Raw genomic sequence first — 23,183 nt, forward strand, 5'->3', positions numbered from 1 at the left:
GGTGCCAGTTCGAGTCCGCGAGGTGCCAGTTGGAGTCCCGGTGCCAGTTCGAGTCGGCGAGGTGCCAGTTGGAGTCGCGGTGCCAGTTCGAGTCGGCCACGAGGCGTCCTTTCACTCAAGGGGCGGGAAGATCGACCGGGAGGGCGTCCCGGCCGACACGGACGTGGTCCATCGCACACGCTGTGTGCCGGACCTGGTCGCGGCGACGGGCGCCGGACCGATCGCCCTCCGCGTTGACGGAGAGCGACCGAACTGTCACATCCGGCGGCACCTCGCCGCGCATCCGCCCCTCGATGCTGGTCAAAGAAGCGGTGTGTGACCAGACGGCGACTGGGCGTCAACCATCGGGGTGATCTCTTCTCAACGGGTGACGTCCACTGCCGAGATCCAGAGTCCGTCGGTACCGTGTTCCGCACGCGGAGACCGACGGGCGCGGGCTCCGCCGAGCCCGGAGGAGGTCACACATCGTGACGGCGCGTGAACCCTCGAGGGGTCCCAGCGACCCCGGGTCCGCGCTCACTCCCGCGCCCGGACCAGCACGCCCCGAGCGGCCGGTACGCGCCGTGACGGACGCCGGGATCCCGGCCGAGGACGGTGGGGGTGCGCGCCCCTGGCGTCACGCGCGACGCCGGCGCGAGGGCACCGAGGCGGCCGGCGCCGCCGGTGTTGCCCAGAACACACCGCGCCGGCCCTCCGTGGGGCGCCGGCTCGACCCGCGGCGCTGGAGCCTCTGGCGGGCGCCGCGCCGGGTCGTCGTCGCGGTGCTCGTCGTCGACGTGCTCGCCGTCGCGCTCTCGCTGGCCGTCGCCGGGCTCGAGCCCGTCGGACCGGGAGACTGGCAGGCCCTCGCGCTGCTCGTCCTCGGGCTCGTCGTCCACGTCGAGACCGCCCGCGGCATCGAGCGGCGCCGCGAGGTCGTCGCCGACGGCCAGCCCTACATCGAGCTGAAGTCGGTGTGGAGCTTCGCGGGCCTCCTGCTGCTCCCCCTCGGCCTCGCCCTCGCGCTCGTCGTCGTCACGTTCGCGTACTGGTGGCTGCGGGTCAGCCAACGCCCGGTGCCCCACCGGTGGACCTACTCGGCGGCGACGGTCCTCATCGCGTCGGTGGCCGCCTGGGCGGTGCTCGAGCTGATCCCCGGCGGGCTGCTGGTGAAGGTGTCGGGGCCGGTCGGGCTGCTCGTGCTCGTCGCCGCGGGTCTGACGCGGTGGACCGTCAACCACGGGCTCGTCGTCTTCATGATCTGCCTGAGCGCCCCCGGCACGCCGTGGTGGAAGCGCCTGGGCTCGCCCACCGACACGCTCATCGGGCTCGGCGCGCTGGCCCTGGGTGCCGCGCTCGCCGTCGTGGCCCTGACGACGCCGTGGCTGCTGCCGGTGCTGCTCATCCCGGTGATGGGCATGCACCGCGGCTTCCTCATCCAGCAGTTCGCCCGTGCCGCGCGCACCGACCCGAAGACCGGCCTGTCCAACGCCTCGGCGTGGCGCGACCAGGCCGAGCGCGAGCTCGCCCGCCTGCGGCGCCGGGGCGGCGAGCTCGGCGTCATCATGGTCGACATCGACGCCTTCAAGGCGATCAACGACCGGCACGGCCACCTCGTCGGCGACGCCGTCCTGCGAGCCGTGGCCGACACCCTGCGCTCCGAGGTCCGCCCCTACGACGCCGTCGGGCGCTTCGGCGGCGAGGAGTTCGTGGTGCTGCTCGCCGAGGCCGGGCCCGAGCAGGTGGGGACCACGGCCGAGCGGCTTCGCCGGCGGATCAGCGAGTGCCAGGTCGAGGTCGCCCCCACCCTCGGCGGCGGCACCGTGCAGGGCCTGACGGCCTCCATCGGCACGGCGTCGTTCCCGCAGGCCTCGCGCGACCTCGACGGCCTCATGGTCAGCGCCGACACGGCGCTGTACGCCGCCAAGCACGGGGGCCGCAACCGGGTGGAGTGCGCGCCCCCGCGCCCGACGCAGCGCTGAGGGACGACCGGGGGCTACCGGGGCACTACCGGAAGGCCGGGATGCCCGTGACGGCCTGGCCGATGGAGAGGGCGTGCATCTCCTCGGTGCCCTCGTAGGTCAGCACGGTCTCGAGGTTCGTCATGTGCCGGAACACCGGGTACTCGAGGGTGATCCCGTTGCCGCCGAGCACGGTCCGCGCGGTGCGGGCGACGTCGAGCGCGGCCCGGACGTTCGCCATCTTCCCGAAGCTGACCTGCGCGGGGTGGAGCTGCTCGGCGTCCTTGAGCCGCCCGATGCGCGACGCCGTGAGGCCCGCCTGGTTGACGCTGACGACCATGTCGGCGAGCTTGCGCTGGGTCAGCTGGAACCCGGCGATGGGCTGGCCGAACTGCTCGCGGTCGATGGCGTAGGCCCGCGCCGACTCGTAGCAGGTCCGCGCCGCGCCCACGGCGCCCCAGAGGATGCCGTAGCGGGCCTCGTTGAGGCACGAGAGCGGGCCCTTGAGCCCCTCGACGTCGGGGAACACGGCGTCGGCGGGCAGGCGGACGCCCTCGAGGACGAGCTCGGCGGTGAGCGACGCGCGCAGCGAGAGCTTGTGCTTGACCTCGTTCGCGGTGAAGCCGGCCGTGTCGGTGGGCACGACGAACCCGCGGATGCCCTTGCTGCCCTGCTCGGGGTCGGTCTGCGCCCAGACGACGGCGACGTCGGCGAGGGTGCCGTTGGTGATCCACATCTTGGACCCGTCGAGCACCCAGTCGTCCCCGTCCCGCCGGGCGCGGGTGCGCATCGAGCCCGGGTCGGAGCCCGCGTCGGCCTCGGTGAGCCCGAAGCAGCCGAGCGCCTCGCCCGTCGCCATCCGCGGGAGCCACTGCTGCTTGTGCTCCTCGGAGCCCCAGCGGTGGATCGCGAACATCGCCAGCGAGCCCTGGACCGACACGAACGAGCGCAGCCCCGAGTCGACGGCCTCGAGCTCGCGGCAGGCCAGGCCGTAGCTCGTGGCGTTGGTGCCGGCGCACCCGTAGCCCTCCAGGTGCATGCCGAGCAGGCCGAGCGAGCCCAGGCCCTTGGCGATGTCGCGGGGCAGGGTGTTCGACTCGTACCACTCGGCGATGCGCGGCTCGAGCTCCGCGGCCGCGTAGTCGCGCACGGCGTCGCGGATGTCCCGCTCCTCGGCGCTCAGGTCGGCGTCGACGGCGAGGAAGTCGCTGGGGTCGGGAGGTGGGGTCGCCATGGCCTCACGGTAGGCGTTCGACGGCCTCCGGACCCGCCCAGAACGCCCCGAACCCCGGGTGCAGCGCGAGGTCCGACACCTCGTCGACCGGCGTCCAGCGCAGCTCGGTGGCCTCGCCGTCGGTGGGCTCGAGGGGCGGGGCGTCGTCGGTGTCGAGGCGCGCGTGGACGGTGACGTAGGACCAACCGCCGTGGTCGTCGGTGGTCTCGCCGGTCAGCCGGACCCGCGAGGCGTCCACGCCGGTCTCCTCCACGGCCTCGCGCAGCGCCGCGTCCCGGGCGGACTCGCCGGAGTCGCGGGCACCGCCGGGGATGCCCCACGTACCGCCGTGGTGGCTCCACCAGACCCGGTGGGCGAGCAGGACCGCGTCACCGTGGCGCAGCAGCAGCCCGGCCGCCCCGAACCGTCCCCAGTGCCGGTGGCCCGCGTCGCACACGACCCAGCCGTCACCGTCACCACGCACGGGAGATCACACTAAGCGGAGCGGGCCCGGACGGCGATCGCGGCGGCCGGAACGGGAACATGACGCCCATGAGTGCCGTGCCCCCGTTCGGGGCCGAGGAAGAACTGCTGCTGGTCGACCCGGCCACCGGCTCCCCCCGCGGGCGGGCCGGCCGGGTGCGCGACGCGGCGTCCGGCGAGCTCGACGGGGAGATGCGCACCGAGCAGGTGGAGACGGCCACCGCGCCCCACCACGACGCGGCGTCCCTCGCCGACGACCTGCGCCGGCGGCGGCGGGAGGCGCGCGAGGCGGCGCGCCGGTCGGGCGTGGACGTCGCCGGCCTGGCCACCTCGCCGGTCGCCCCGGACGAGGCCTCGGAGCCGAACGCGGTGCCCGACGGTCGCTACGGCGACATCGCCGAGCGCTTCGGCGCCATCGCCACCGCCCAGCTGACGAGCGGGCAGCACGTGCACGTCGAGGTCGCCTCCCCCGAGGAGGGCGTCGGCGTCCTCGACCGCATCGGCCCGTGGCTGCCGGTGCTGCGGGCGCTGGCGAGCAACTCCCCGTGCTGGCGGGGCCGCGACACGACCTACGCGAGCTACCGCAGCGTCGTCTGGTCCCGGTGGCCCTCGGCCGGCCCGACGCGGATCTTCGGCTCGCTGGCCGCGTACGACGAGGCCGTCGCCGCGATGCTCGCGACCGACACCGTGCTCGACGAGGCGATGGTGTACTTCGACGCCCGCCTCTCCCGCGAGCTGGGCACGGTCGAGGTGCGGGTGTGCGACGTGGCACTCGAGGTCGACGACGCGGTGCTCGTCGCGGTGCTCGCGCGGGCCCTGGTCACCACGGCGGCCCGCGAGGCGCGCGAGGGCGTCGTCCCGCGCGACGAGCCGATCGAGGCCCTGCGCCTGGCGCACTGGCGGGCGGCGCGCTGGGGGCTGACCGCCGAGCTCGTGGATCCGCGCAGCGGCAAGCCCGCCCCGGCCGGCGACGTGCTGCGGGCCCTCCGGGACCACGTGGCCGGGGCGCTGGCGGACGCCGGCGACGCCGAGCTCGCCGCCGACGGCTGCGCGCGCCTCCTGGCGCACGGCACCGGGTCGGTCCGCCAGCGCGCGGCGATCGAGGCCGCCGGCGGGGACCTCGCCGGCGCCGTGCACGCGGCGGTGGAGCGCTTCCTGCCCTGACCCTCGTGCGTGATCTTCTCAGCGACAGCTCAGGAGATCACGCACGTGCGGTGATGCCCCGGGCCATGGCGCCGAAGACGGCGGGGGCGCCCGCGAGCAGGGCGCGGCCGTAGACCAGGCCCGCGAGCCCCGCGGGCACGAACGCCACGTCGAGGCGCAGGTGCGCGCCGTGCCCGGAGACGTCGGGGTCGACGGCCAGCGTGAGCGTCAGGGTCCCGGGCTGGCGCAGCTCCGAGCGCAGCACCAGGCGCGCGCCGGGCTCCACGGCCTCGACGCACCAGCCGTCGACGACGTCGCCGGCCTGCAGCGGCCGGCCGTGCGGGCGGCCGCGGTAGCCGCCGACCCCGCCGAGCAGCTGGTCGGCCCAGCCCCGCAGCGTCCAGGCGCCGAGCGGGACGTACCAGCCGGCGTCCCCGCCGATGCCGTCCACGACCGCCCAGAGCGCCGCCGCGTCCGCGGGGCACGGGGCCGTCGTGCCCCAGCGGTGGACGGTGCCGCCGGAGCCCGCCGGGTCGGTGGGCCCCGCCAGCGCGGGGTCGTCGGCCGCCGGGGCGGCGGACGCCTCGTGGCGCCGGCCCAGCGCCGCGCGGACCGCGTCGTCGTAGGTCGTCCGCCCGCCCGGCGGTGGCCCGATCACGGTGAGGACGTCGTCCTCGCGGCAGACGAGGTCGTCGGCGAGCGACTCGATCAGCGGGGTCGCGAGCCCGCGCGGCAGCGGCGTCAGGGCCTCGACGACGCGGCCGGCGAGCGCCGGCCCGCCGGGCGGCACCGGCACGGGCACCGGGACCACGGCGCCCTGGGGCAGGCCCGCGAGGCGCAGGTAGCGGCGGACGAGCTCGAGGTAGCTCAGGACGTCGGGGCCGCCGACGTCGAAGCGCCGGTCCACCTCCGCGGGCAGGGCGAGCGCGCCGAGCAGGTAGTGCAGGACGTCGGCGATCGCGATCGGCTGCGTGCGGTGCGCGAGCCACGGGACCGCGGGCAGCACGGGGACCCGCTCGGCGAGGTGGCGGATCATCTCGAAGCTCGCCGAGCCCGAGCCCACGACGATCGAGGCCTCGAGCGCGACGGTGGGCACGGGGCCGTCGAGGAAGACGTCGGCCACCTCGGCGCGCGACGCCAGGTGACGGGACGCGCCGGCCTCCGGTCGCAGGCCCCCGAGGTAGACGATCCGGCCCACCCCGGCGCGGGCGGCCGCGGTGCTGACCAGGCGGGCGGCGCTGCGGTCGCGCTCGGGGAAGTCGGGGCGCTCGAGGGTGTGGGCGAGGTGGACGACGGCGTCGGCACCCTCGACCAGGGTGCGCACCGCGTCGGGGTCGGCGAGGTCGCCGAGGACGGCGTCGACGTGCTCGGCCCACCCGGTGGCCGCGAGCTTGTGCGGGCTGCGGACCAGCACCGCGACGTCGTGCCCGTCGTGGAGCAGGCGCCGGACCAGGCGCACGCCGACGTAGCCGGTCCCGCCGATCACCGCGCAGCGCATGCCGCCATCCTGGGGTGGCGCGCCGCGTCCGGGCACTCCGGGGCCGGTGGTCAGCTGACGGTGGGCTTGCCCGGCCGGTCGGCCGCCCGCTGGTCGACGAACAGCCCGCCGCCGCGGGAGAGCGCGAGCGCGAGCTGCCAGAGACCGAACGCGAGCAGGATCAGCCCGATGATCGTCTGCCCGAGGACCAGGGCGACGATGCCCGCGGTCACCACCACCCAGATGACGAGGTCCCGCGCCGTCCGTCGTGCCGTCTTCATCGGAGGTCGCCTCCGTGCCACGTCCGGGGGTCACCCGGTCGTGTGCCCCGCTCCGGTCAGTCTGGCCCGCAGGAGGTGGAAGCGCAGCACACGGACCTGCGGAAAGTGGTCCCCACCCGTTCATCGCAGCCTGTAGGCGGAGCGTGAGCAGGAGACGTGAGCGACGTCACACAGGTTCAGCAGGGTGGCGCGGATCAAAAGGGTTTGCCCGACGCGCTGTACGGCTAGATCATGGGGGCTCGTTCGACACGGGGTTCCCGCACGCCCGGGGACCGCGGCCGCGATCACATGTCGCGGGTGGAGGGAACCGATCCGGCTCCTTCGACGTCATACCGAGTACTGAAGGTGCTCCGGACCCCGGGGCGCGGGCCCATCCCGGGCCGCTCCGAGGACCGACACGCAGGAACCCCCGGATACGTACCGACGCCCGGCGCACGAATCGTGCCGCAGGGGCCGTCGTGAGGTGCGCACGCGCGCGCCTCGCGTCGGGCCCGGCGGCACCAGGCCCGTCCCGCCCGCTCCGGCGGAGCGCGGGCCGGTGAGATCACCGACGAGCGAGATTGGACTGGCAAGGACATGGATTGGGAGCAGGCGGCCTGCCGCGACCACGACCCCGAACTCTTCTTCCCCCTGACCGAGCACGGTCCGGGCTCCGCGCAGCTGGCCGAGGCCAAGGCGGTCTGCCACAGCTGCCCCCTCCAGCGTGGCTGCCTGCAGTGGGCCATGGACACCGGCCAGGAGGCCGGCGTGTGGGGCGGGACCAGCGAGGACGAGCGGCGCGCCATGCGCCGTGCCGCGCGCGTGGGCGACCTCGCGCGCCCGCACGCCGCCTGAGCGACGCACACACGGCACACACGCAGCACGCACACGACGGGCCCGCCCCCACGCTGGGGGCGGGCCCGTCGTCGTCTGCGGGGCGGCCTGACCGGCCACGGCTCAGCCGCGGCCGGTGACCTTCCGCGCGGCGAACTGCAGCACCTGGCCGCTGGTGGAGATCACGGCGCCGGCGATGCTGAAGCCGGTCTTCACGGCCATCGAGGCGGCGTTGCCGACGATGCGCACCGGGTTGTAGCCCGGCGCGTTGTCGCGCACCTGGTCGGCCGCCTCGCGCACGCTGCGGTCCAGCTGCTGGGCCGCGGCCTCGCTGGCGCGGTTGACGCGCTGGGCGGCGGCGTCGCCCGCCCCGTCGAGCTCCGAGGCGACCCCGGCCGAGACGGTGGCGGCGCGGTCGCCGCTCTCGGCCAGCGACTCACCGGCCTCGTCGGCGCGGGCCTTGGCCTCCGAGCCGGCGTGCTGGGCGACACGGGTCGCGTCCTTGGCGATCCGCTCCCCCGCGCGCGACGTGGTGGTGGCCACCTGCTCGCCGCTGGTCTGCGCGATGGTCGAGGCGTCCTTCGCGGCCGCCTGTACCGACTTCTCGCCCGACGTGGCCTTCGCGGCCTCGTCGGCGACGCCCGACGCGCCGGCCTGGGCCTGCGCGGCGGCCTTCTTGCCCGACTCCTGGGCGCGGTCGGCGTCCTTCTGCGCGGTCGCCTTCGCGTCCGAGCCGACCTTCTTCGCGCTCGAGGACGCCTTGTCCGAGGCCGACTGCGCCTTGGCGCGGGCACCCTCGGCGTTGGCCTTCGCGGTCGCCTTGGCCGCCTCGGCGGGCGCGCTGTCGGTGCTGCCGTTGACCGTGTGGGTCTCGCGGACCTTGCCGTCCGTGCCGTGCACGACGACCTTGCCGCCGCCGTCCTTCTGCACGATCTCGGTCGCCCGCTCGACGGCCTCGGCCTGCGTGGCCGCCTTGGCGCTGGCTCGCTGGGCGCCCTTCTTCTGCACCTGCCAGCCGTCCTCGGTGGGAACGACGTACCGGTCGGCCATGACGGTCTCAACTCCTGTTCGACGGTGTCTTCCACGGTCTGATGCCCAGGCCTCCACCAGCACAAACGCACCAGTAACCGGCACCGCACTCACCCGTTCAGCGCCTCCGCGGCGCGCTCCTGCAGCTCGAGGTACCGCTGGGTGGCCTCCTCGCGGACCGCCTCGAGGCGCTCGAGCCAGGAGGCCTGCGGCGAGCCCTCGGGCACGACGATCGGCCCGTAGCGCTCCACCAGCCGCGGCCCGACCACCGACGCGGCGGTGGCGACGCCCGCGGACCCGGCGGCCTGCGCCCACGCGACGGGGCCGAGCGGGACGCAGCCGAAGAAGTGGCTCACGCCCGGGGTCTGCACCACCGCGACCAGCGCGCCCGCGGACACCACGCTCGCCCCGATGACCAGCGGGCTGCGCCCGCCGCCGGCGACGATCGTCTGCCCGAGCTGCGTGCCGACCAGCGCGGTCAGCGCGACCGTGCGGGCCCGCGCCGGGCTGCCGTACGGCGTGCTCCGGGCCGCCAGCCACGCGAGGCTCGCGCCGCCGGCCGTGGCCATGGCGCGCAGCCCGATCTCCTGGTTGAGCGCCTCGCCCAGCGACGCCTCCGGGCCCTCGGCGAGCAGCGAGGCCGCCGACCCCGGCTCGGGCGCGCGCACCGCGAGGGCGAGCGAGGGCACGAGGTCGGTGAGCAGGTTGACCAGCAGCAGCTGGCGCGCGTTGAGCGGCGAGGTGCCCGTGGTGGAGGCCCCGAGCACCGTGAACGCGATCTCGCCGAGGTTGCCGCCGACGAGCACGCCGAGCGCCTCGCGCACCGAGGCCCACATCGCGCGCCCCTCGACCAGCGCGGCGAGGATCGTCTCGAGCCGGTCGTCGGTGATGACGAGGTCCGCGGCCGCCCGCGCGGCGGGGGTGCCGCGCCGCCCGAGCGCGATGCCCACGTCGGCCAGGCGGATCGCCGGGGCGTCGTTGGCGCCGTCGCCGGTCATCGCCACCGTGCGCCCGAGGCGCTGGAAGGCCTGCACGATCCGCACCTTGTGCGACGGCGTCCCGCGCGCGACCACCCGCACCTTGGGCAACAGGTCGTCGAGCGCCTCGTCGTCGAGGGCGTCCAGCTCGGAGCCGGTGACGACGACCCCGCCGTTGAGGACGTCGAGCTCCTCGGCGACGGCCTCGGCGGTGCTCGGGTGGTCACCGGTGATCATGACGACCTGGACCCCGGCGTCGCGCAGGTCGCGCACCGTGGCCTGCGAGCCGGCCCGCACCGGGTCGGTGAACCCGACGAAGCCGGTGAACTCGAGCTCGGCGACGTCGCCGTCGTCGAGGGCATCCTCGGTCGACGAGCCGCCCTCGCCGTCGCGCTCGGCCGCGCGCGCCGCGTACTCCTCGGCGGTGAGGACCCGCTCCGCGACGGCGAGCACGCGCATGCCCTGGCCGGCGAGCAGCTCGGTGTGCTCCACCAGGCGCTGGCGGGCCTCGTCGTCGAGCGGGTCACCGCCCCAGCTCGTCGCCCGGGCGATGACGACCTCGGGCGCGCCCTTGACCGAGATGAGGCGGTACGGCCCGCTCGCCTCGCCGGCGTCCGCCGGCGGCTCCACCTCGCCGAGCGTGGCGTGGTAGCCGCGGGACGGGTCGAAGTCGAGCGACGCGACCGGCCACCAGCCCGGGCGCTTGTGGGCCGGGTCGACGTCGAACTGCTGGCCGCCGGAGACCACCGCGCGGTCGGTGAGGTGCGCGAGCCGCTCCCCCGGCGCCGGGCGCGGCGTCGCGCGCAGGGCGGCGGCGAGCACGCGCCGCTGGCGCTTGCGCAGCCGGTCGGTGGGCCGCAGCTTGATGCCGTCGGAGATCGCCGAGAGCGCCAGACGCCCCTCGGTGAGCGTGCCCGTCTTGTCGAAGCACAGGACGTCGGTGCGACCGATCGCCTCGATGGTGCGCGGGTTGCGGACCAGCGCGCCCTCGGCCGACAGCCGGCGCGCGGACGCGAGCTGGGCGGCCGAGACCACGAACGGCAGGCCCTCGGGCACGCTGGCGACGGCCAGGCCGACGCCCGAGTGCAGGTTCTGCCGGAACGGCAGGCCGCGCACCGCGCCGGCGGCCACGACTGCCGCGGCCGAGCCGATCGCGAGCGGGGTGGTGATGCGGGTCAGACCGGCGAGGCGCTCGTCGACGCCCGCGACCGGCGCGGCGGCCTTCGCGGCGGCGGTGGAGCGCCCGACCTCGGTGCTCGACCCGGTGGCGACGACGACCGCGCGCCCCCGGCCGGTGGCCACGGTGCTGCCCTCGTAGAGCATCGAGCGGCGGTCGGCGACGGTGCGCGCGATGACCGGGACCGGCGTCTTCGTCACCGGCAGCGACTCGCCGGTCAGCGACGACTCGTCGAGCTCGAGCGCTTCGGACTCGAGCACGCGGCAGTCGGCGGGGACGACGTCGTCGGGACCGAGCTCGATGACGTCGCCGACGACGACCTCGTCCGCGCCCACACCGCGCGCGGTGCCGTCGCGCACGACGCGCGTGCGGATCGCGGAGCGCTCGAGCAGCCCGGCGACGGCGCGCTCGGTGGCGACCTGCTGGACGCCGCCGATCAGCGCCGAGAACGCCGTGACGCCGACGACGATCGCGGCGTCGACGACCGCGCCGATCGCCGCGGAGAGGACCGCGCCGCCCGCGAGGACCGGGGTCAGCGGGTTGTTGAGCTCGTCGAGGAACGCGCGCCCGAGCGTCGTCTGGGTCTCGGCGGCGGCCGGGTCGTCGCGGTGGCGACGGTGCGCCTCGGCGGTGGTCAGGCCCTGCTCGGTGACGTCCAGGCGCGCGAGCACGGTGCTCGTGGGCATGACGTGCCACGGCGTGCGGCTGACCCCCGGCACCACGACGCGGCGCCCGAGCTCGGTCGCCGACCAGGCGCCCGCCCCGAGCGCGACCCCGGCGGCGCCGTTGACGGCGAGGCCCGCGAGGCCCGGGGCCGCCGGGGTGGTGCCCGCCGTGGCCATCACGGCGCCGAGCACCGTGCCGGCGCGGGCGAGGTTCACCGACCGCCCCGACACCCCGCGTGCGACCTTGACGCCCTCGATGAGCAGCGCGGCGGTGCCGAGGTCGTCGCCGACCAGCACGTGTGCGCCCCAGGGTGCGACGCCGTCGGGGCGGGAGACGCCGACGCCGACGTCGGCGGCGGCCAGGGCGCGGCGGTCGCGGGAGACGACGAGCACGCCCGCACCGGCGGCCTGCAGGTCGCGCACCGAGGAGCGCAGGGCCTCCCCGCCGGCGACGGTGCGGTCGCCCGCCGTGGCCCCGCCGACCTCGCCGCCGACGACCAGCGTGACGCCGGCACGGCGCGCGGCCGCGGCCAGGGCCTCGGCGGCCGATGCGGGCTCGGGCAGCACGCCGACGACGGCGGCGAGCCGGTCGCCGCGGCGCAGGCCGAGCACGAGGGTGGCGCCGTCGGCGACGAGGGCGTCGGCGGCCTCGACCGCGCGCTCCCCGTCGCCGCCCGGCACGTCGTCGAGACCGGCGAGCAGCCAGTGCTCGGCGTCGTCGACGACCCGGTGCGGCGCCGTCGGCGCGGTCGGGTCGAACAGTTCGTGGACGCGCGGGACGAGCTCCTCGAGCGGGTCGGTCGAGCCGTCCTCGCCGGGCAGCGGCAGCAGGTCGCCCAGCATGAGCACGCCGGTGGTCAGCGCGTCGGCGTCGAGCACGACGGTGTCGACCCGGTCCATGCGCCGCAGCGCCGACGGCTCGACGACGACCGCACCGCGGCGCGCGAGCACCCGGCCGAACGTCGTGGCGAAGCCCTCGCGGCCGAGGCGCCCGGCCTTCGGCAGTGTCGAGAGGGCGACGCCGGCGGCCTTGCGGACGTCCTGGGTGGCGGCCGCGGTGGCGGCGAACCCGCCCGCCGCGGCCATGCCGACCACGTCACCGTGGCGCTCGACCGGGCCGGCGGGCAGCGCGACCGGGCGCTCGCCCTGCAGGTCGTCGTCGGGGGGCGCGGCGGCGTGGTCGGCGGTCTCGAGCAGGCGCGGCTCGGCCTGGCTCCACGTCGTGGTGCGCGCCCGGGCCTCGGCGACCTGCAGCGCGCGGTAGGCGGCGTCGACCACGAGACCCGTGGTGCCCTGGCCCAGGGCCTGGGCGGCGGCGTTGGACAGGGCGAGCAGGACGTTCGCGCGGTCCTGGCCGACGGCGCGCTCGACGGCGGCGCGCAGGCGGGGCTGGTGGTCGACGAACGTGGCGGCCGAGGCGATCTCGGCGGGCAGCGGGGTGCGGCGCAGCACGCGGCCCACCGCGGCGACGCCGATGCCGGCGAGGTCGGCCGCGAGCGCGGCGAAGGCCTGCTGGGCGCCACCCAGCGAGGGCGAGCCGGCGGGCGCGACGGCGGCCCCGCCCTCGCGCTCCTCGAGGATCTCGACCAGGTCGACGAGGTCGTCCACCAGCTCGTCGTCCGGCAGCACCCCCCGCCCGTCCGGGCCCTCGGGCAGGCCCACGACGACGGCGGCGAGGTGCGCGTTGGTCGCGGCCCACGCGACGTCCGGGTGCGCGGCGAGCGCCTTCTCGACGGCCCGGGCCAGCTCCGACCCGCACTCGCGGGCCACCGCGGGCACACCGATCTGCGCCAGCCCGGCGCCACGCCACACGCGACGTCCCCGGTGGCGGAACGGGTCCACGCGGTCGAGGACGCCGGCGGCGATGCCGAACGGGTCCACCACGCGCGCGAGGAGACCGCGGGACGGGCGGGGGGCGGGATGGGATGCCATGAGGGTGGCTGTCGTCCTTCCGTCGGAGCGGGGAGCGGTGAGTACCCGATTCGCCCACCGTGCGCGCGCTCGCGGTCACGGACGGCCCAACGCCCGCTCCCGGCGAGCGACAGCTTACGGGCGGTCGAGGGCCGGTGATCGGAGTGAGCGCGACCCGGAAGTGGCGCCTGGGTGAATGTCCCGCCGATCGGGTGTCGCCGGGGTGGCGCCGGCCGCGCCACCCGGACCGCCGGGGCCGGCCGCGAGGGCGGCGAGCGCGTGCAGCACCCGCCCGGCGGGGCGCCAGGAGGCGACGCGCAGGGCGGCGCTGCGCACGGCGGCGACGAGCCCGTTGCCGGGCAGGAAGAAGTGGCGCGAGCGGCGGGCGGCGCTGGCGGCCGCGAGGGCCGCCGGCCGGTGCGCGGCCTCCCACGCGGCGAGGCCGGCCTCGACGTCGTCGGGGTGCTCGCCGACGTGCGTGCCGAGGGTCTCGCCGCCGACGAGCGCCAGCGCCGAGCCCTGACCCGAGTACAGCGTCGGGCACCACGCGGCGTCCCCGACCAGCACGATCCGCCCGCGGCGCCAGGACCCGAGCCGGATCTGGGCGACGGTGTCGACGTGCGTGGTGCCGGCCTCCTCGACCCCGTCGAGGATCTCGGGCACCAGGCCCGCGAAGTCGCCGTAGACGCGCCGCAGCGCGCCCACCGGGTCGGCGGCCGCCCGCCACGCCGCCTCGCGCCCGTCGACGCCCAGCAGCTCGGCGCGGAACGTGAAGAAGACGACCGGGGCGTGCCCGGCGACGGCCATGAGGTGCGCGGTGCGCCCGACCTCGGCGGGCACGACGTAGTCGCCCTCGCGCAGGCCGCCGGGCAGGCGCGGGAGCACCGCGGAGATCACCACGTGGTCGAACTCGTGGCGGAAGCGGCTCTCCGGGCCGAACACCATCCCGCGCACCGCGGAGCGCACCCCGTCCGCGCCGACGAGCAGGTCGAACCGCTCGCGCGACGCCCCCTCCGGCCCGTCGAGGACGACGTCCACCCCGTGGCGGCGGGGCTCGACGCGCCGCGGCGCGGTGCCGAACCGGACCGCGACCTCCGCCGGTCGCGCGTCCCACAGCGCGGCCTCGAGGTCCCCGCGGACCAGCGCGAGCGCGCGGGGGTCGTCGGCGAGCGACGCCTCGACCCGCGACACCGTGCGCCCGCGGGCGTCGACGCCGGTGATGATCCCGTCGGCGGGCAGGCGGGTGCGCAGCGCGTGCGAGACCCCGAGCCGGTCGGCGGCGGCGAGGCCCTCCGGCGCGAGGCGCACGAAGTAGCCGCCGGTGCGGCGGGCGGGGGCCCGCTCGCACACCTGGACCGACCAGCCGGCCCGGTGCAGCGAGGCCGCCGCGGCGAGCCCGGCCACGCCGGCGCCGACGACGAGCGCGCGCGGCTGCCCGTTCCGCCCGGTCCCCTCCACGATCTCCAGGGTAGGCGCCGCGCTCGCGCCGACCGTCGGCGACGGACGTGGTCTCGCCCTCACACGCAGCCCTCACGCACCACGGCCCCGCCACCCCAGTGGGGTGACGGGGCCGTGGCGGTGGTGGCTCGCGGTCCGGACGGGCTCAGGCGCGCGCCGGGTCGACCCGGCGGAAGTGCTGGCAGTCGCACTGGGCGCAGTGGTCGCCGAGGTAGTAGTGCTCGTGCGACTCGCGCGGGTGCTTGCAGGAGCAGAGGTCCACCAGCGGGACGCGCGCCAGGGAGGGCGGCATCGGGGCGCGGAGGACGGGGAGGTGGGTCCGACGGTGGTCGATGAGCTTCATGTCGAAGAAGTCCGTTGAGGTGGAGGGGCCGGCAGGGGCGGTCGAAGAGCGGTCGTGGGCACTTCGGGCCCGCACGCGCGGTGGACGCGGGCGGAGGGCCGTGCAGCGGGCACGGAGCGGGCGGTGTGCTCGCCCCGGGCCGCGGCGAGCTCGCGCCGTGCCCGCGCCAGTTCGCGTCGGGCTCGGTCGAGCTCGTCGTGGGCCTGATCCCGCTCGCGCGTGACCAGGGCCACCTCGTCCTGCAGGGACACGACCATCGCGGCCGCGGTGAGGGTCAGCCCCTCGTCGAACAGCTCGCGGATCCGGGAGGCGAGGGCCAGTTGCCGGCGCGTCCAGCGCCGGTGTCCGCCTGCGGATCGCTCCGGACGGACCATCCGACCCGCGTCCAGACTCCGGAGGAACGCCGGCCGCACGCCGAGGAACTCCGCCGCCTGACCGGTGGTCAGCGGGGGGTCCTCCTCGTCGAGGCTGTCGGCGCCCACGGCTTCCGTCGCGTCCTTGCGTTCGTGCTCTGCGCGGTCCGGCCCCACCGCTGAGCAGGGCGGACGTGGAGAAGTTCTACTCGGCACTGCAATTTCTGTCAATGCCGGCGGGCGGCGTGCGTGGCGCGTCACCCGCACGGGGTGATCGGGGCACGACCGACGGGCGACGGCACTGCATCCGTCACCCGAATTCGCGAATCCGGTATGTCGATGAGCCCCTGATCGGGTAGAGGAGGTGGAAGGATGGAGATCGGGAATCCGGGAGGGGGGAGACAGCTGTGTCCGACGACGTCCCCTCCGCCGTGCCCGGCCCCCCGCTCCCCGACCGGCTGGGGCAGCGCTTCGCCCTCGGTGAGCTGATCGGGCGCGGCACGTGCTCCGAGGTCTACCGGGCGCACGACCTCCTGCTCGACCGCGACGCCGCGGTGAAGATCTTCCCGGTGGAGAACGACCCGCGCATCGAGCGCGAGGTCGCGCTCATGGCCTCGCTCGACCACCCGAGCCTCGTCCCCGTCTTCGACGTCGGCCACGTCGCCGGCCGCGCCTTCGTGGTCATGTCGCTGCTCGGCGGCGGCAACCTCAGCGACCGGCTCGCCGACGGCCCGATGGGGGTCACCGAGACGCTGCTGGCCGTCGCGTCGGTCGCCGACGGCCTCGGCCACGTCCACCGCGCCGGCGTGCTCCACCGCGACGTGACGCCGCGCAACGTGCTCTTCGACGACGACGGGCGCGCACACCTGTCGGACTTCGGCGTCGCCTTCGTCGCCGACGCCCCGCGCATCACCGACACGGGCATCGTCGTCGGGTCGGCGCCCTACCTCGCGCCGGAGCAGGTCCGCGGCGAGACCGTCGGGCCGCCCGCCGACGTCTACGCGCTGGGCCTCGTGATGATCGAGGCGCTCACCGCGCGGCCCGCCTACGACGGCAAGCCCTTGGCCGCCGCCCGTGCCCGCCTCGAGCGCCGGCCGGACATCCCGGACGGGCTCGACATCGAGGTCGTCGCGCTCCTCGACGCGATGACGGCGGACGACCCGGCCCACCGGCCCACCGCCGAGCAGGTGTGCGTCGGCCTGCGTCGCGCCGCGCTCGCCGCGGAGACGCTGACGCCGCTGCGCGCGGTCGCGCCGCTGGCCGGCCCGGGCATCGCCAGCGCCGTCCCGGACGCCACCACCGAGACCCTGCGCCCCGGCGGCCCGGTGCCCGCCGCGGGCGCGGCGGCCGCTGCCCCGGTCGGCGTGCCCGGCGTCGCGGCCGGGTCGCTCGGGATGCCCGGCGCCGACCCCGGGACGGCCGAGACCCCCAGGACTCCGGAGCGCACGCGCCGCCCCTGGGCCGTCGACGCCGGCGGGTTCGCCGTCGCCGCGTCGGTCGCCGCCGCGGTCCTGCTCGCGGGTGGTGTCGTCGTCGCCTCGGCGTGGACCGGGGACGGCGGGAGCTCCGTCGCGGCCCCCGCGGCCACCGTGCCGCCGCCCACCGCGGAGGTCGTCACCGACCCCGGTGGGGGCGGCACCTTCGCCGGCGGTCCGGTCGGGCGTCCCGCGCGGGACTCCGACGAGGACGCGCCGGTCACCCGCGAGCGGAGGTCGGCGTCCACCGACGCCGACGAGGAGACCCGCCGCGCGATCGCCACCACCGACGGCGGCTCCACCTCCGCCACGCCGAGCGAGGAGCCCTCGTCGTCGGCGCCCACGTCGACGTCCAGGTCGACACCCTCGTCGACCACGTCCTCGTCGACGACGCCGTCGTCCAGCACCCCGACATCGACGACGCCCTCGTCCAGCACCCCCACGTCGACCTCGCCGCAGGGGCTGCTCCCGGGCCTGCCGGGCGTCACGCTGCCGGACCTCCCGACGCGCTCCTCGACCGAGGAGCCGACGGCGACGAGGCCGGTCACGAGGCCGGCGACGCCGTCCCCGAGCACGGCACGCCCGACCACCACGCACGCCACCAGCACCCCCGCGACCACCAGCTCGGCGGCCCCGACGACCACGACGTCCGCCGACAGCACCACCACGCCCGAGGAGGACGGGACCGCCGACGAGACCGCCGACGAGACCGCCGAGGCGGCTGACGCGACGGCTGCGGCGGACACCGCCACGACCGCCCCGACGACGACCACCACCCCGCGGCGCGCGGCGCTGGTCGACCCGACGATCGAGGCCCTCGGCGGGCTGCTCGGCGGTCGCTGAGCCCGACCCGGGTCAGCGGTCGAAGCCCTCGACCCGCACCACGCCCGGCGCCGCGCCGTGGCGGGCGGCGTCCTGCTCGATCGCGGCGAGCGAGGCCGCTGCGAGGCCGCACGGGAACCCGTAGCGGGCCCGGACGCGCTCGCTCGCCTCGGTCAGGGCGGTGCGGGCGCGCACCAGGAGATCCGGGGTGGCGTAGCCGGCGCCCTCCTCGACGTGCTCGGTGAGCACCAGCGAGGGCGAGTAGTAGCGGCGCGCGGTCCCGTCGGGCCAGCGCAGGCGGACGTGCACCTCGGGCATGGCGGTGATCGTCGCGCAGGGATGTGTCGGCGGTGTTGCCGGCGATGCCGGCGGCCCCGGACCCGCCCTCGCCGACCACCGGCGCCGGCACCGTCACGGACGGACCCCAGGGCGGGCCCCGCGCACCGGCCGCGACTCCCGGCGGGGCAAGCTGTGCCCGTGGCGGGCTTCCGGGACGTGGTCGGACGGGCACTGCAGGCCGGGCTGGACCTGCTGAACAAGCAGGTCGACGGGCAGGGCCGGCAGGCACAGCGGGACGGGCAGCGCGACGGGCAGCGGGACGGGCAGCGCGACCCGCGGCCGTCCGCCCCGGCCCCCACCCCCGGCGTCCGCGTCGCCCCGGCGCGGGACCGGGCGCGGTCGATCTCCTACCAGCCCGACCTCGACGGGGCCGCCGACCCGGGCGAGGTCGTGTGGACGTGGGTGCCCTTCGAGGAGGACGCGTCGCAGGGCAAGGACCGCCCGGTGCTGGTCGTGGCTCGTGCCGGGCAGGGCGAGCTGCTGGGCCTCATGCTGTCCAGCCAGGAGCACCGCCGCGACGACGCCCACTGGCTCCCGGTCGGCTCGGGCGACTGGGACCGCGAGGGCCGCGACTCGTTCGTCCGCCTCGACCGCGTGCTCGAGATCCCCGAGCACGGCATCCGGCGGGAGGGTGCGGTCATGCCCGCCGACCGCTTCGAGCGCGTCGCGGCCGAGCTCCGCGGCGGGTACGGCTGGAACTGACCGCAGATCGTCCCGGCGCGGACCACCACCCGTTCGCGGGAACGGCTACCCTCCATCGCACGACCCGGCCACCGCCGGGTCGTCGCGGGAAGGGGCTGCCGGTGATCGCTCTGGAGCCCGTGCGCCGACCGGTCCACGCCCCGGCCCCTCCGTCGGGCGGAACGCCGCCCCGGCCCCACCGCGTCGTCCCGGCCCTCGCGGTCCCGAGGGTGTAGGGAGTGCCCGTGCCGATCGAGCCCGCGTCCGCCTCCCCCGCGTCGTCCCCGTCGTTCGCGGGCGCCGAGCACGCCGAGGACGTGCTCGACGTGCCCGCCGCGCCGGCCGGCCCGGTCGTCCTGGGCGCCGGCGTCACCGACCGCGGGCACCGGCGCCGCCGCAACGAGGACTCCTTCGCGCTCTGCCGCGCGGCCACCACCGAGGGCACACCGACCGTCGTCGCCGTGGTCTGCGACGGTGTCGCGTCGGTGCCCGGCGGCGACACCGCGTCGCGCACCGCCTGCGACGTCGCGGTCGCGGCCGGGCACGAGGCGCTCGCCGACGGCCAGGACCTCGACGACGCCGCCGCGAGCGCCGCCGAGGCCGCGCGCAAGGCCGTGTCCGCGCTCGCGCCGGGCAGCGGCCAGGCGCCGGCGTGCACCTACGTCGCCGCCGTGCTCGACGCCGGGCGGGCCGTCGTCAGCTGGGCAGGCGACAGCCGCGCCTACTGGCTCTGCCCCGGCTCCCCCGACGAGTCGTCGGTGCTCACCGAGGACGACTCGTGGGCCGCGGAGATGGTGGCCGCGGGCATGGTCGGCGCCGACGACGCGCTCGCCGACCCGCGCGCCCACGTCATCACCCGCTGGCTGGCCGCCGACGCACCGGACGTCGTCGCCCGGCACCGCAGCTGGGAGCTCGACGAGCACGGCGTCCTGCTGCTGTGCAGCGACGGGGTGTGGAACCACCTGCCCGACGCCGCCGTGCTCGCGGGCCTGCTCGACGGGATCCCCACGGACATGGAGACCGTGCACGCCGCGGCCCGCCGGCTCGTCGTGGCCGCGCTCGACGAGGGCGGGCACGACAACGCCACCGCGGTGGTGCTCGCGGTCGCGCCCGGCTGACCGACAGCGCCGACCTACAACGGGGTGCGCGCCGCCAGGTGCGCCGGGGTCATCGCCAGGGCGATCATCACGTCGCCGGCGTCGGCGTACGGGCGGTCGGGGATCTGCTCGAGCTTCGTGCGGGTGCGGGCGTCGACGCCGTAGTCGTCGGCCGCGACCAGGATCTGCCAGCGGCGCAGCGGGAACTGCTGGCCGTCGAGGACCGCGCGGAAACCGGGCACCCCTCCACCGGTACCGGTGCCCCGACCGGGCGACAACGTGAGGGGTCCGACATGATCACCTCACGCCACGGGTAACGGCCGCGTCCCGTGGAGCAGCGCGCCGGTCAGCCGCGCCCGCGGGTCGGCGGCGACGTCGAGGGGGTCGGGCTCGACGTCGGCGCGGACGAGCAGGTCGCCGAGGGCGGCGATCATCGCGCCGTTGTCGGTGCACAGGCGGATCGGCGGCACGCGCAGGGTGATCCCGGCGGCGGCGCAGCGCTCCTCGACCAGCCCGCGCACCCGCGAGTTCGCCGCGACCCCGCCGACCATGAGCAGGGTGTCCGCGCCCTGGTCGGCGCAGGCGGCGACGGCCTTGCGGGCGAGGGTGTCGGCGACGGCCTCCTGGAACGACGCCGCGATGTCGGGCACGGGCAGCGGGCCGTCCTGCCGCTCCACCCAGCGCGCCACCGCCGTCTTGAGCCCCGAGAACGAGAACGTCCAGGGCGGGTCGGACGGGCCCGTGAGCGGGCGCGGGAAGGCGATGGCGTGCGGGTCGCCCTCGCGCGCGGCGCGGTCGATCGCCGGCCCGCCCGGGTAGGGCAGGCCGATCAGCCGCGCGACCTTGTCGAACGCCTCGCCGGCCGCGTCGTCGACGGTGTCGCCCAGGTGCACGACCTCGTCGCGGGCCAGGTCGCCGACGGAGAGCAGCGAGGTGTGGCCGCCCGAGACGATGAGCGCGACGCAGCGCGGGGGCAGCGGGCCGTGGTCGAGGACGTCGACCGCGGCGTGGCCCGCGAGGTGGTGCACGGCGTAGAGCGGGACACCCGCGGCCAGCGCGTACGCCTTGCCCGCGGCCAGCCCGACCTGCAGCGCCGGGCTCAGCCCCGGACCCGCGGTGACGGCGACGGCGGTGACGTCGGCGAGGTCGACCTCGGCGCGCCGCAGGGCCGTGCGCACCATCGGCGCCATCGCCTCGAGGTGGGCCCGCGCCGCGACCTCGGGCACCACGCCGCCGAAGCGCGCGTGCTCGTCCATGCTCGAGGCCAGCGCGTCCCCGAGCAGCCGCCCCTCCGACACGAGACCGACGCCGGTCTCGTCGCAGGACGTCTCGATGCCGAGGACCAGGGGCGTGCTCACCCCGGCCATTGTGCCCGCGCCGGATCAGCCCCCCGCCGGCACCAGGCGGCGGCGGGTGCGCTCGGGGTCGCCGCGGTACCAGGCGAGCGTCGCGGCGATGCCCGCGTCCCAGTCGGTGGCGCGGGTGGCGAACGCCGCGCGGAAGGCCGAGTCGTCGACGAGGAACGGCTGCTCGAACTGGTAGAGCAGCTCGGCGCCCTCGCGCACCACCGGCGACACGAGCCGCAGGCCGGCCACCATCGCCGGGGTGATGCGCCCGACGCGCGGCGGATGCCCGGCGGCGGCGAAGACCTTCTCCACGAACAGCCGCCCGGTGATCGGCGGCGGCACCGGGGTGTGCCAGACGCGGCCGGTCGCGCTCGCCGGGGCCAGCGCCAGCTCGACGAGCGCCGCCCCGACGTCGGGGGTGTAGCCGGCGGTCACCGGCAGGTCGGGGTCGCCGGGCCAGCGCGCGGTGCGCCCGTGCGCCGCGGCGGCGAAGAGGCCGCCGGCGAGCAGCGACTCCACGCCCGGGCCCCACAGCTCCGGGGCGCGCCCGATGACCGTCTCGACCTCCCCGCGCGCGTGGGCCGCGAGCACCATCTCCGCGAGCCACGCGCGCAGCACGCCCTTGCCCGAGACCGGCGCGACCGTCGTGTCCTCGCGCATCGGGCCGTCGACCCGCCCGTACATCCACGTGTCGTCGGCGAACACGAGCCGCGCGCCCGCCGCGCCGGCGGCCGCGAGCAGCGCGCGTGTGGCGGCCGGGAAGACCGCGCGCCACGCGGCGAAGGGCGGGTTCACGCAGTGGTGGACCGCGGCGGCGTCGCGGCAGACCTCGCGCATCGCCGCGGGGTCGGCGGCGTCGGCGGCCACGACCTCGGCGGACTCCGCGCCCGGGACCGCCGTCCCCGAGCGGCTCACCGCGCGGATCGGGAGTCCGCGGCGGGCGAGCTCCGCGCAGACCGCGCGGCCGATGCCGCCGGAGGCGCCGACGACGACGTGGGTGGTGCTCACGGGACCATCTCCTCCGCGGTCTCCGGGGTGCCGAGCAGGCGGTCGAGCGCCGCCGCCGACGCGGCGGCGGGCAGGGCGGCGGTGAGGGCGGTGCGCAGGGCCACCGCGAGCGGCGCGCGCCAGGCCGCGACGGCGCCGGCGGTGCGCGAGCGGCGGGCGACGGCCTCGGCGGCCGGTCGGCGGCGGGCCTCGTAGGCCGCGAGCGACGACGGGTCGGTGGTGGCCTCCTGCGCGAGCGCCACCGCGTCGAGGAACGCCTGCGCGGCGCCCTGCCCGAGGTTCGGGGTCATGGCGTGCGCGGCGTCGCCGAGCAGCGCGACCCGGCCGCGGTGCCAGGCGCGCGGCGGGGTGAGGTCGGCGAGCGGGTGCACGAGCACCGGGCCGACGGCGGCGTCGAGCACCGCGGGGACCGGGTCGTGCCAGCCGGCGAAGCGCGCCCGCAGCCAGGGCAACGGGTCGCCGGCGGGCGCCTCGCGGCTCGGCACGACCGCGTAGGCGTAGGTGCGCCCGCCGGGCAGCGGGCCGAGGCCGACGTACTCGCCGCGGCCCCAGCTCTCGCCGCCGGCGCGCAGCACGTGGTCGGCGACCAGCCGGAACGCGGTCTGCCCGGTGTCCCGCACGGTCGCCTCGGGCCAGAACGCCTCCCGCACGACGCTGCGCAGCCCGTCGGCGGCGACCACCAGCTCGGCCTCGTGGCGCCCGCCCGCCTCGTCGTGCACGACGGCCGGGGTCGCCGCGTCGCCGGGCTCGACGTGCGTGACCCCGGCACCCGCGCGCACCGGCGGGGCGGCCGCGAGCAGCAGGGCGAACAGGTCGGGCCGCGGGAGCACGACCACGCCGTCGCCCTGCCGGCGCCGGAGGTCCGCCGCGTCGACGTGGGCGAGCCACCGGCCGGACGCGGTGCGGATGCCGCCACCGATCTCGACCGTGCCCGCGTCCCGGGCCGCGTCGCCGAGCACGAGGGCGTCGAGCGCGCGCAGGGCGTTGGGCCACAGCGCGATGCCCGCCCCGGCCGACGCCGGTGGGTCGCGGCGCTCGAGCACCGTGACCTCCCAGCCCGCGCGCCGTAGCGCGATCGCGCTCGCCAGCCCGCCCAGCCCCGCTCCCACGACGACCGCCCGTTCCATGACCCGGCTCCTCTACGTCTGTAGT

Annotated in this window: 20 protein-coding genes; 6 read left to right on the forward strand and 14 right to left on the reverse strand. The window is 77.0% G+C overall.

Annotation, left to right across the window (positions count from 1 at the left end; translation table 11 throughout):
- Positions 1-563: 563 nt before the first annotated feature.
- A complete protein-coding gene (locus tag PH190_RS28385) occupies positions 564-1,961 on the forward strand; it encodes a sensor domain-containing diguanylate cyclase (RefSeq protein ID WP_274234899.1) in 1,398 nt (465 codons plus the stop codon).
- 25 nt (positions 1,962-1,986) lie between these two features.
- Here PH190_RS28385 and PH190_RS28390 read toward each other — a convergent pair whose 3' ends face one another.
- Complete coding sequence (locus PH190_RS28390) at positions 1,987-3,174, reverse strand: acyl-CoA dehydrogenase family protein (RefSeq protein ID WP_274234900.1); 1,188 nt, start codon at positions 3,172-3,174, stop codon at positions 1,987-1,989.
- Positions 3,175-3,178: 4 nt separating this feature from the next.
- Positions 3,179-3,637, reverse strand: coding sequence for an NUDIX domain-containing protein (locus tag PH190_RS28395; protein ID WP_274234901.1), 459 nt, complete (start codon positions 3,635-3,637; stop codon positions 3,179-3,181).
- Positions 3,638-3,705: 68 nt separating this feature from the next.
- On the opposite strand from PH190_RS28395, the gene PH190_RS28400 reads away from it, so the two are divergent.
- Complete coding sequence (locus tag PH190_RS28400; RefSeq protein WP_274234902.1) at positions 3,706-4,800, forward strand: carboxylate-amine ligase; 1,095 nt, start codon at positions 3,706-3,708, stop codon at positions 4,798-4,800.
- Between the two features lie 37 nt (positions 4,801-4,837).
- Here PH190_RS28400 and PH190_RS28405 read toward each other — a convergent pair whose 3' ends face one another.
- Both PH190_RS28405 and PH190_RS28410 read right to left on the reverse strand, forming a co-directional pair.
- Positions 4,838-6,277: a DUF2867 domain-containing protein gene (locus PH190_RS28405; protein WP_274234903.1), complete on the reverse strand. Its 1,440-nt coding sequence runs from the start codon at positions 6,275-6,277 to the stop codon at positions 4,838-4,840.
- 50 nt (positions 6,278-6,327) lie between these two features.
- Complete coding sequence (locus PH190_RS28410) at positions 6,328-6,537, reverse strand: hypothetical protein (protein WP_274234904.1); 210 nt, start codon at positions 6,535-6,537, stop codon at positions 6,328-6,330.
- Positions 6,538-7,113: 576 nt separating this feature from the next.
- Between PH190_RS28410 and PH190_RS28415 the strand changes: the two genes are divergently transcribed.
- The gene (locus tag PH190_RS28415) at positions 7,114-7,371 is read left to right on the forward strand and encodes a WhiB family transcriptional regulator (protein WP_274234905.1); all 258 of its coding nucleotides are present in this window, start codon (positions 7,114-7,116) and stop codon (positions 7,369-7,371) included.
- Between the two features lie 102 nt (positions 7,372-7,473).
- Here the strand turns inward: PH190_RS28415 and PH190_RS28420 are convergent, their stop codons facing one another.
- The 5 genes from PH190_RS28420 to PH190_RS28440 all read right to left on the reverse strand — a co-directional run bounded on the left by PH190_RS28420 (position 7,474) and on the right by PH190_RS28440 (position 15,440).
- Positions 7,474-8,400 carry a DUF2188 domain-containing protein gene (locus PH190_RS28420; RefSeq protein WP_274234906.1) on the reverse strand — a complete coding sequence of 309 codons (927 nt, stop codon included), beginning with the start codon at positions 8,398-8,400 and terminating at the stop codon, positions 7,474-7,476.
- An 89-nt stretch (positions 8,401-8,489) separates the two neighbouring features.
- Complete coding sequence (locus PH190_RS28425; protein WP_274234907.1) at positions 8,490-13,082, reverse strand: cation-translocating P-type ATPase; 4,593 nt, start codon at positions 13,080-13,082, stop codon at positions 8,490-8,492.
- A gap of 162 nt (positions 13,083-13,244) precedes the next feature.
- Complete coding sequence (locus tag PH190_RS28430; RefSeq protein ID WP_274234908.1) at positions 13,245-14,567, reverse strand: FAD-dependent monooxygenase; 1,323 nt, start codon at positions 14,565-14,567, stop codon at positions 13,245-13,247.
- Between the two features lie 145 nt (positions 14,568-14,712).
- On the reverse strand, positions 14,713-14,910 hold the full coding sequence (locus PH190_RS28435) for a hypothetical protein (protein WP_274234909.1): 198 nt from the start codon (positions 14,908-14,910) through the stop codon (positions 14,713-14,715).
- Positions 14,907-15,440 (reverse strand): helix-turn-helix domain-containing protein, encoded by a 534-nt coding sequence (locus PH190_RS28440; protein ID WP_274234910.1) that lies wholly within the window; start codon positions 15,438-15,440, stop codon positions 14,907-14,909. Before PH190_RS28440 ends, PH190_RS28435 begins: the two co-directional genes overlap by 4 nt.
- A 230-nt stretch (positions 15,441-15,670) precedes the next feature.
- On the opposite strand from PH190_RS28440, the gene PH190_RS28445 reads away from it, so the two are divergent.
- A complete protein-coding gene (locus PH190_RS28445; protein WP_274234911.1) occupies positions 15,671-17,581 on the forward strand; it encodes a serine/threonine-protein kinase in 1,911 nt (636 codons plus the stop codon).
- Between the two features lie 12 nt (positions 17,582-17,593).
- Here PH190_RS28445 and PH190_RS28450 read toward each other — a convergent pair whose 3' ends face one another.
- Positions 17,594-17,878 carry an MSMEG_0570 family nitrogen starvation response protein gene (locus tag PH190_RS28450; RefSeq protein WP_274234912.1) on the reverse strand — a complete coding sequence of 95 codons (285 nt, stop codon included), beginning with the start codon at positions 17,876-17,878 and terminating at the stop codon, positions 17,594-17,596.
- A 159-nt stretch (positions 17,879-18,037) separates the two neighbouring features.
- On the opposite strand from PH190_RS28450, the gene PH190_RS28455 reads away from it, so the two are divergent.
- Both PH190_RS28455 and PH190_RS28460 read left to right on the forward strand, forming a co-directional pair.
- The gene (locus PH190_RS28455; protein WP_274234913.1) at positions 18,038-18,601 is read left to right on the forward strand and encodes a type II toxin-antitoxin system PemK/MazF family toxin; all 564 of its coding nucleotides are present in this window, start codon (positions 18,038-18,040) and stop codon (positions 18,599-18,601) included.
- Positions 18,602-18,825: 224 nt separating this feature from the next.
- On the forward strand, positions 18,826-19,698 hold the full coding sequence (locus tag PH190_RS28460; RefSeq protein WP_274234914.1) for a PP2C family protein-serine/threonine phosphatase: 873 nt from the start codon (positions 18,826-18,828) through the stop codon (positions 19,696-19,698).
- Between the two features lie 14 nt (positions 19,699-19,712).
- Here PH190_RS28460 and PH190_RS28465 read toward each other — a convergent pair whose 3' ends face one another.
- From PH190_RS28465 to PH190_RS28480, 4 genes are read right to left on the reverse strand one after another with little or no spacing between them, the layout of a single operon-like run.
- The gene (locus PH190_RS28465) at positions 19,713-19,919 is read right to left on the reverse strand and encodes a DUF2795 domain-containing protein (RefSeq protein ID WP_274234915.1); all 207 of its coding nucleotides are present in this window, start codon (positions 19,917-19,919) and stop codon (positions 19,713-19,715) included.
- Between the two features lie 60 nt (positions 19,920-19,979).
- Positions 19,980-21,035 (reverse strand): tRNA (adenosine(37)-N6)-threonylcarbamoyltransferase complex transferase subunit TsaD, encoded by a 1,056-nt coding sequence (gene tsaD, locus PH190_RS28470; protein WP_274234916.1) that lies wholly within the window; start codon positions 21,033-21,035, stop codon positions 19,980-19,982.
- A gap of 24 nt (positions 21,036-21,059) precedes the next feature.
- The gene (locus PH190_RS28475; protein WP_274234917.1) at positions 21,060-22,031 is read right to left on the reverse strand and encodes an NAD-dependent epimerase/dehydratase family protein; all 972 of its coding nucleotides are present in this window, start codon (positions 22,029-22,031) and stop codon (positions 21,060-21,062) included.
- Entirely contained in the window at positions 22,028-23,158 is a 1,131-nt protein-coding gene (locus PH190_RS28480) for an FAD-dependent oxidoreductase (RefSeq protein WP_274234918.1), read from the reverse strand. The genes PH190_RS28475 and PH190_RS28480 overlap by 4 nt, the downstream gene beginning before the upstream one ends.
- Positions 23,159-23,183: the final 25 nt, after the last annotated feature.

The sequence above is a fragment of the Actinomycetospora straminea genome, assembly GCF_028737255.1.
Lineage (GTDB): Bacteria > Actinomycetota > Actinomycetes > Mycobacteriales > Pseudonocardiaceae > Actinomycetospora > Actinomycetospora straminea.